The following is a 7660-nucleotide window of genomic DNA, read 5'->3' as shown; positions in this document are numbered from 1 at the left end:
CATCAGCGTCCTGTTCGCCATGCTCCGCGACGGAACCTTCTACGAGCCGAGGAGCCCTCGACTCGCTTGACGAAGGACATAGAGGCACCCCCCGGCGCGCCCCGCGCGGGCCGCCGCAGTCCCCTAACCCCGCCCCCGCCGTTCGACCATCAGCCGCGACCCGGCCCCGCTCTCGCCGAAGACGTCCCCCGGGTTGGAGAGGACGCACGTGTCGAGGGAGAGGCAGCCGCAGCCGATGCAGTCGGTGAGGTGGTCGCGGAGGCGGTTGAGCTGCCGGATGCGTTCGTCCAGTTCCGAGCGCCACGCCTCCGACAGGCGCGCCCAGTCCTCCCGCGTCGGCGTCCGCTCCTCCGGGAGCTCCGCCAGCGCCTGCCGGATCGTCGCCAGCGGGATGCCCACCCGCTGGGCCGCCCTGATGAACGCCACCCGCCGCAGCGTGTCACGCGAGTACCGCCGCTGGTTGCCCGACGTCCGCCTGCTGCTGATCAGGCCCTTGGACTCGTAGAAGTGCAGTGCGGACACCGCCGCCCCACTGCGCGCCGACAGCTGTCCGACCGTGAGTTCGTGGATCTTCTCTGAAATCTGGGGCACCCCTCGAACCCTACCCAGAGCCGTTGACACAGCCCCCGCGGCCGACCATGCTAAGCAGTCGCTTAGAGATACGGCGCGCACGCGCGGACCCCCGTACACGAGAGGCCGGAACGACATGGCAGAGCCGAGGATCTTCACCTCCGTCGACGACCTGAAGTCGGCGATCGGCGAGCAGCTGGGCCACACCGACTGGCTCGACATCGACCAGAAGCGGATCGACCTGTTCGCGGAGGCCACCGGCGACCACCAGTGGATCCACGTCGACCCGGAGAAGGCCGCGCAGGGCCCCTTCGGCACGACCATCGCGCACGGGTACCTGACCCTGTCGCTGCTGCCCCTCTTCGGCCCCCAGCTGATCTCCGTCGAGGGCGTGAAGATGGGCGTCAACTACGGGACGAACAAGGTCCGTTTCCCCGCTCCCGTCCCCGTCGGCTCGCGTCTGCGGGCCACCGCGAGGATCACCGGCGTCGACGACGTCCCCGGCGGCGCGCAGGTCACCGTCGCGTTCACCGTGGAACGCGAGGGCGGCGACAAGCCGGTCTGCGTCGCCGAGTCCGTCGCGCGCTACTACTTCTGAGCCACGTCGCGCGCAGCCCCGGCGCCGGCCCCGGCTCCGGCGCCCACCATCCGCAGCACGAGGTCGGCGTACAGCTCGCCGACCTCCTCGGGGGTCCGGGGCCCGCCGACGTTGAACCACCGCGCCACGTCGATGCAGAGCGACAGCACGGCCAGCGTCGTCCCGTGCACGTCGATGACGTCGAAGTCGCCCGACCGCACGCCCTCCTCGATGATCCCGCGCACCTCCGCGTCGACCTGGCGCCGCAGCCCGAGGATCTCGGCCCGGGCGTCGGGCCCGAGGGAGTCGAGTTCGTACTGCACGACCCGCGCGGTGGTCCGGCCGCCCGCGTGCCAGCGGACGAAGGAGCTCACGGCGTCGGCGAGCCGCTCGGTGGGGCTGCCCTCGCGCCGGGACGCCGTCCGCAGGATCTCCAGGGCCTTCTCGTGCCCGATCCTGCTGATGCGGTGCAGCAGCTCTTCCTTGGTCTTGTAGTGGATGTAGAGCGCGGCCGGGCTCATCCCGGCGCGGCCCGCGATGTCACGGGTCGTCGTGGCGTGGTACCCGCGCTCGGCGAAGGCCTCCACCGCGGCGATCAGCAGCCGCCGCGCCGCGTCGGGCGTGACCTCGCCCCACGCCTGCGCCTCGCCGCCGGCCGTCTCCTCCGCCGTACTCATCACTAGCCCCTCTCCACCGACAGGGCCACCACCATACCGCCGAAGGTGAGCGGGCGCTTAGCGGCCTGCTCGGCGCTTTCGGCACCGTCAGTGCCTACAGCGCTTTCAGTGCTTCTCGAAGGGCGTGTACGAGGGCGCCACCGGCCCCGGCCCCTCCTGCCGGTCCCGGATCACCTTCGCCAGGGTGAAGGACGAGGTGACGAGGTACAGGACGGCGATGGCGAGGAACCCCCGCACCCAGGCGTCGGCGCTCAGCTGGTAGATGCCGATCGCGGTGGCCGCCATGGCGACGGCGAAGGAGGCGACGGCCTGGCCGTAGAAGGCGGCCGTGTTCTGCTGCTTGCCCGGTGTCTCACTCATGGGGCCAAGCATCGGCGGACGTGGCCCGCGCCACATCCGCTGACGTACTCACTCTCCTACTCAGAAAGCCGAAACCCCCGTCAGCGCCCGCCCGATGACCAGCTTCTGGATCTGGCTCGTGCCCTCGTAGAGGGTCATCACGCGGGCGTCGCGCAGCAGCTTGCCCGCCGGGTACTCGTCGATGTAGCCGTAGCCGCCGAACACCTGCAGCGCGTTGTTCGCGGCGCGCACGGCCGCCTCCGAGGCGAACAGCTTGGCCTTGGACGACTCCACGGCGAACGGCCGCCCCCGGTCGATCAGGTCCGCGACCCGCCAGGTCAGCAGCCGGGCGGCGTCGACGTCCACGGCGATGTCGCTGATCAGTTCCTGGACCAGCTGGTGCCCGGCGATGGCCTTGCCGAACTGCTCGCGCTCGCCCGCGTACCGCACCGCCGCGTCCAGGGCGGCCTGCGCTATGCCGACGCAGCCCGCGGCGACCGACATCCGGCCCTTGGCGAGGGCGGACATGGCGATCGAGAAGCCCTTGCCCTCCTCCCCGAGCAGTGCGGAGGCGGGCACGCGGACGTCTTCGAGGACCAGTTCGGCCGTGGCCTGCCCGCGCAGCCCGAGCTTGCCGTGGACGGTGCGGCGGGTCAGGCCGGGGGTGTCGGTGGGGACGAGGAAGGCGGAGACGCCCTTGTGCCCGGGGGCGTCCGTGGAGCGGGCGAAGAGCAGGACGACGTCGGCCCAGGTGCCGTTGGTGATGAACATCTTGGTGCCGTTGACGACGTAGTCGCCGCCGTCGCGCACAGCCCGCGTCGCGAGGTTGCCCGCGTCCGAGCCGGTGCCCGGCTCGGTGAGGCCGAAGCAGCCGACCGAGGCGCCGGACGTCAGCCCCGGCAGCCACCGCCGCTTCTGCTCCTCGCTCCCCCAGGCGGCGACGGTCTTCGCCACGAGTCCGAGCGAGACGGAGACGATTCCGCGCACGGAGGAGTCACCCCGGCCCAGCTCCTCGGTGACCAGGCAGTACGCGAGATGGTCGCCGCCGCTGCCGCCGTACTCCTCGTCGACGGTCAGGCCCAGGAAGCCGACCTCGCCGAGCTTCTTCACGATCGACCGGTCGACCTCCTCGGCCCGGTCCCAGGCGACGGCGTGCGGGGCGATCTCGCGCGCCACGAAGTCCCGGGCGAGCTCCCGGACGGCGGTCTGCTCCTCGCTGAGCTCCAGGTTCACCACGGCACCCCCACGGAAAGCGGTCCAGTTAAATTAGCACTGCTAGTTTATATCGGCAGCCCTACTATGTGCGCCATGGCCCGACCGCGCAAGCCCCTGCTCAGCACCGACCGGATCGTCGAGACGGCCCGGGCGCTCGTGGACGCGGAGGGTCTGGCGGCCGTCTCCACGCGCCGGCTCGCCGCCGAACTGGGCGTCAGCGGGCCCTCGCTGTACAACCACTTCCGCACCAAGGACGAGATCCTGGAGGCGGTCGCCGACTCGGTGAGCGGCCAGGTGGACCTGTCGATGTTCCAGGACGGCCGGGACTGGCGGACCGCGCTGCACGACTGGGCCGTCTCCTACCGGGCCGCGCTGCGCGACCACCCGAACATCGTCCCGGTGCTGGCCCGCGGCCCCGGCCGCCGCCCGGCCGGGCTGCGCCTCGCGGACGCCGTCTACGGCGCGATGGTCGAGGCGGGCTGGCCGCCGGCGCAGGCCACCTCCATCGGCGCGCTGATGCGGTACTTCGTGATGGGCTCCGCCCTCGGCTCCTTCGCCGGGGGCTTCGTGGACGACGCGAGCGCCTACGACCCCGCCGACTACCCGCACCTCCAGCAGGCGCACCTCCTGGCCGAGCAGCAGGAGAAGATCGACGAGCGCGCCTTCGAGACGGGTCTGACGGCCCTGCTGGACGGGCTGGCCCGGCAGTACGAGCAGGTGCGGCGGACCGCGTAGGACCGCACGGCGGGACACTTCGGCGACCGCCGAACCGTCCGTGTTCCATGCTGGGGGCATGACGACGAGGGATCCGCGGGCCACGGCGCTGGCCCGGCTCGCCGCGCTGATCGCCGACGAGACCCGGGCGACCTGCCTGCTCGCGCTGCTCGACGGGCGGGCCTGGACCGCGGGCGAACTGGCGCGGCACGCGGGCGTCGCCGCGTCGACCCTGAGCGAGCACCTGGGCAGGCTCGTCGCGGGCGGGCTGCTCACCGAGGAGCGGCAGGGCCGGCACCGGTACGTCCGGCTGGCCGGCGTCGGGGCCGCGCAACTGGTCGAGGACCTGGCCGCGCAGGTCGCGCCGGACCCGGCCGCACGGCCGCGGAGCCTGCGGGAGTCGAACGCCGGGTCGGCGATGGCCCGGGGCCGCACCTGCTACGACCATCTCGCCGGGCGGCTCGGCATCGTCCTCACCGACGCGCTGACGGCCCGCGGGCTGCTGCGGCAGGAGACCGGGTTCGCGCTGACCGACGCGGGGCTGGCGTGGTTCGCGTCGGCCGGTGTCGCCCTCGACCACAAGGGCCGCCGGCCGCTCGCCCGCGCCTGTCTCGACTGGACCGAGCGCCGCCCCCACCTCGCGGGCGCCGCGGGCGCGGCCCTGTGCCGGCACGCCCTGGACACGGGGTGGTGCGTGCGCATCGGCTCCGGGCGGGCGGTGAAGGTGACGGCGGCCGGCGAGCGGGCCCTGTCCGACCTGCTGGGCGTCGAGGCGGCCGCGCTGCGCTAGGGCCTGTCGTTTGGATCACGGCGCAGGAAATCGGCGGTACTTCGTCAGCGCCGGTGAGCGGGGCCTGGTGCGTGCAGCTGCAAGGCGGAGGAGAGTCGACGCGATGGGGGTACCCCCTGCTCGAGCGGAGCCGAGAGCTTGGGGGAGTCGGCGACCGACGACAACGCGGCAGATGTGCGTGCCAGGCCCCGCGTCTGCGGCGTGATCCATACGACAGGCCCTAGCCGTCCCGTCCGAAATCCGCGAGCGTGCGCGCCCGCCTGCCTCCTAGCCTCTGGAGCATGATGAACACCTCCCCGTCCCGTCCGGCCCGCAGGGGCGAACTGCTGGCCGCCGGCGCGGCCGCCGTCACCGTGGTGCTGTGGGCGTCCGCCTTCGTCTCGATCCGGAGCGCGGGCGAGGCCTACGCGCCGGGTGCGCTGGCGCTCGGGCGGCTGCTGGCGGGAGCGCTGACGCTGGGGGTGATCTGCCTGCTGCGCCGGGAGGGACTGCCCCCGCGTCCGGCCTGGCGCGGGATCGCCGTGTCGGGCCTGCTCTGGTTCGGGTTCTACATGGTCGCCCTGAACTGGGCGGAGCAGCAGGTCGACGCCGGGACGGCCGCCCTGGTCGTGAACACCGGGCCGATCCTCATCGCCCTGCTCGGGGCCCGACTGCTCGGTGATCCGATGCCGCCGCGGCTGCTGGCGGGGATGGCGGTGTCGTTCGCCGGGGCGGTGACCGTGGGGCTGTCGATGTCCGGCGAGGGCGGTTCCTCGGTGCTCGGCGTGGTGCTGTGCCTGCTGGCGGCGATCGCCTACGCGGCCGGTGTCGTGGCGCAGAAGCCGGCGCTGGGCTCGGCGAGTCCGCTGCAGGTGACGACGTTCGGCTGCCTGGTCGGTGCGGTGCTGTGCCTGCCGTTCGCGGGGCAGCTCGTCGGCCAGGCCGCCGACGCGCCGGCCTCCGCGACCCTCAACATGCTCTACCTGGGCGTCTTCCCGACCGCCCTCGCCTTCACGACCTGGGCCTACGCCCTGTCCCGGACGACCGCGAGCCGGATGGGCGCGACGACGTACGCGGCGCCCGCGCTGGTCGTGCTGATGTCCTGGATGTTCCTGGGCGAGGTGCCGGGGCTGCTCACGCTGGTGGGTGGGGCGCTGTGCCTGGCGGGGGTGGCGGTGTCGCGGTCGCGGTCGCGTACGGCGGCTCGGGCCGGGGCTCCGGGAGCGGTTGTGGAGCCCCGGCCCGAGGAGACCGCGGACTCAGCTCGCTGACTCGGCCTCCGCCCTGGCCTCGGGCGCGGCCTTTGCCTCGGCCGTACGCGCCCGGCTCGCGAGGACCTTGATCGAGACCAGCGCGATCACCGAGAGCCCGATGATGTAGCCGGAGACGGCCATCGAGGTGCCGGTCGCCTCCAGCAGCAGCACCATGACGAAGGGCGCGAGCCCGCCGCCCGCGACGGCCGCGATCTGGTAGCCGAGGGAGGCGCCGGTGTAGCGCATCTCGGGCGTGAACAGCTCGGCGAACAGGGCCGCCTGCGGGCCGTACATGATGCTCAGGAAGCAGCTGGCGACGAACGTGCCGACCGCCAGCCACAGCAGTGAGCCGGTGTCGATCAGCAGGAAGAGCGGCACGGCCCACAGGGCGATGCCGGCCGCGCCGAGCCCGTAGATCCGGATGCGGCCGATGCGGTCGGAGAGCGCGGCGGCGGCCGGGATGAGCACGAGCTGGGTGAGGCTGACGCAGAGCGAGACCAGCAGGACCGGGCCCTTCTCCATGCCCAGTTCACGGGTCGTGTAGTCGAGGACGCCGGTGATGAGGATGTAGAAGGTCGCGGTGTTCACGGCGAAGGAGCCGCCGGCCAGCAGGACCGTGCCGAGGTGGCCGCGCAGGATCGTGCGCAGCGGGGAGCTCTGCTCGGACTTCTCCTGCTCGGCGAGGGCGCGTTCGGCCTCCCGGAACGCGGGGGTCTCCTCGACGCGGGTGTGGATGTACCAGGCGAGGCCGAGGACGAGCAGGCCGACCAGGAACGGCACGCGCCAGCCCCAGGCCGCGAACGCCGAGTCGGTGGTGAGCGCGCCGGCCGCGAGGAAGACGGTGTTGGCGGTGACGACGCCGATGGGGACGCCGAGCTGGACGACGCTGCCGTAGACGCCGCGCTTGCCCTCCGGGGCGTACTCGGTGGCCAGGAGCATCGCGCCGCCCCACTGGGCGCCGACGGCGACGCCCTGGGCGATGCGGAGCAGGACGAGCAGGATCGGGGCGGCGACGCCGATCGTCTCGTAGGTCGGCAGCAGGCCGATGCCGGTGGTGGCGACGCCCATGAGCGTCAGGGCGAGGACGAGCATCGGCTTGCGGCCGCGCTTGTCGCCGAGGTGCCCGGCGACGATGCCGCCGAGGGGGCGGGCGAGGAAGCCGACGGCGAAGGTGGCGAAGGAGGCCAGGACTCCGGCGGTGGAGCTTCCCGCGGGGAAGTAGAGGTCGCCGAGGACGAGTGCGGCGGCGATGCCGAAGACGAAGTAGTCGTACCACTCGACGGCGGAGGCGAGCGCCGCCGCGGTGGCGACCCGGCGGCGGTTGCCGTCGGCGGGCGGGGTGGCGGCGGGCTGAGCGGACGGTGCCGTGTCCATGCGGTGCACGCTCCGGGGGGTGCGGGGACGGAACGGGGGGTGGCTGAGGTTCCGGGGAACGTACTGACCGGACGGTATGGCCGTCAACGGGTCGCGCACCAGGACTTTTGCCTGTACGGGGCATGCAGTGGGTGGGCGGGCATGCCGGTGGCCCCGGCCTCGCTCGGGGGCC

The 7660-nt window shown here is 72.9% G+C and carries 9 protein-coding genes; 4 read left to right on the top strand and 5 right to left on the bottom strand.

The window, feature by feature from the left end:
* Positions 1-123 precede the first annotated feature (123 nt).
* Positions 124-591 carry a redox-sensitive transcriptional activator SoxR gene (gene soxR / locus ABZY20_RS32260; RefSeq protein WP_356446241.1) on the bottom strand — a complete coding sequence of 156 codons (468 nt, stop codon included), beginning with the start codon at positions 589-591 and terminating at the stop codon, positions 124-126.
* A gap of 115 nt (positions 592-706) precedes the next feature.
* Between soxR and ABZY20_RS32255 the strand changes: the two genes are divergently transcribed.
* Complete coding sequence (locus ABZY20_RS32255) at positions 707-1168, top strand: MaoC family dehydratase (RefSeq protein WP_356446239.1); 462 nt, start codon at positions 707-709, stop codon at positions 1166-1168.
* Here the strand turns inward: ABZY20_RS32255 and ABZY20_RS32250 are convergent.
* The 3 genes from ABZY20_RS32250 to ABZY20_RS32240 form a co-directional block, all read right to left on the bottom strand.
* On the bottom strand, positions 1159-1824 hold the full coding sequence (locus ABZY20_RS32250) for a TetR/AcrR family transcriptional regulator (RefSeq protein ID WP_356446237.1): 666 nt from the start codon (positions 1822-1824) through the stop codon (positions 1159-1161). The genes ABZY20_RS32255 and ABZY20_RS32250 overlap by 10 nt on opposite strands.
* A gap of 105 nt (positions 1825-1929) precedes the next feature.
* A complete protein-coding gene (locus ABZY20_RS32245; protein WP_356446235.1) occupies positions 1930-2184 on the bottom strand; it encodes a YiaA/YiaB family inner membrane protein in 255 nt (84 codons plus the stop codon).
* Positions 2185-2244: 60 nt separating this feature from the next.
* The gene (locus ABZY20_RS32240; protein ID WP_356446233.1) at positions 2245-3396 is read right to left on the bottom strand and encodes an acyl-CoA dehydrogenase family protein; all 1152 of its coding nucleotides are present in this window, start codon (positions 3394-3396) and stop codon (positions 2245-2247) included.
* Between the two features lie 75 nt (positions 3397-3471).
* Here ABZY20_RS32240 and ABZY20_RS32235 point away from each other — a divergent pair, with 75 nt between their 5' ends.
* From ABZY20_RS32235 to ABZY20_RS32225, 3 genes are all read left to right on the top strand, one after another.
* Positions 3472-4113 carry a TetR/AcrR family transcriptional regulator gene (locus ABZY20_RS32235; protein WP_356446231.1) on the top strand — a complete coding sequence of 214 codons (642 nt, stop codon included), beginning with the start codon at positions 3472-3474 and terminating at the stop codon, positions 4111-4113.
* 58 nt (positions 4114-4171) lie between these two features.
* Positions 4172-4882: a winged helix-turn-helix domain-containing protein gene (locus tag ABZY20_RS32230; protein WP_356446229.1), complete on the top strand. Its 711-nt coding sequence runs from the start codon at positions 4172-4174 to the stop codon at positions 4880-4882.
* Positions 4883-5166: 284 nt separating this feature from the next.
* Positions 5167-6132: an EamA family transporter gene (locus tag ABZY20_RS32225; RefSeq protein ID WP_356446252.1), complete on the top strand. Its 966-nt coding sequence runs from the start codon at positions 5167-5169 to the stop codon at positions 6130-6132.
* Here ABZY20_RS32225 and ABZY20_RS32220 read toward each other — a convergent pair.
* On the bottom strand, positions 6121-7488 hold the full coding sequence (locus tag ABZY20_RS32220; RefSeq protein WP_356446227.1) for an MFS transporter: 1368 nt from the start codon (positions 7486-7488) through the stop codon (positions 6121-6123). The two genes, ABZY20_RS32225 and ABZY20_RS32220, sit on opposite strands and share 12 nt — an antisense overlap.
* Positions 7489-7660 lie beyond the last annotated feature (172 nt).

It is taken from the genome of Streptomyces sp. NPDC006624, from assembly GCF_040611555.1.
Taxonomy (GTDB): Bacteria; Actinomycetota; Actinomycetes; order Streptomycetales; family Streptomycetaceae; genus Streptomyces.
The sequence above is the reverse complement of the archived record's forward strand: the minus strand, read 5'-3'. Positions and strand labels throughout refer to the sequence as shown.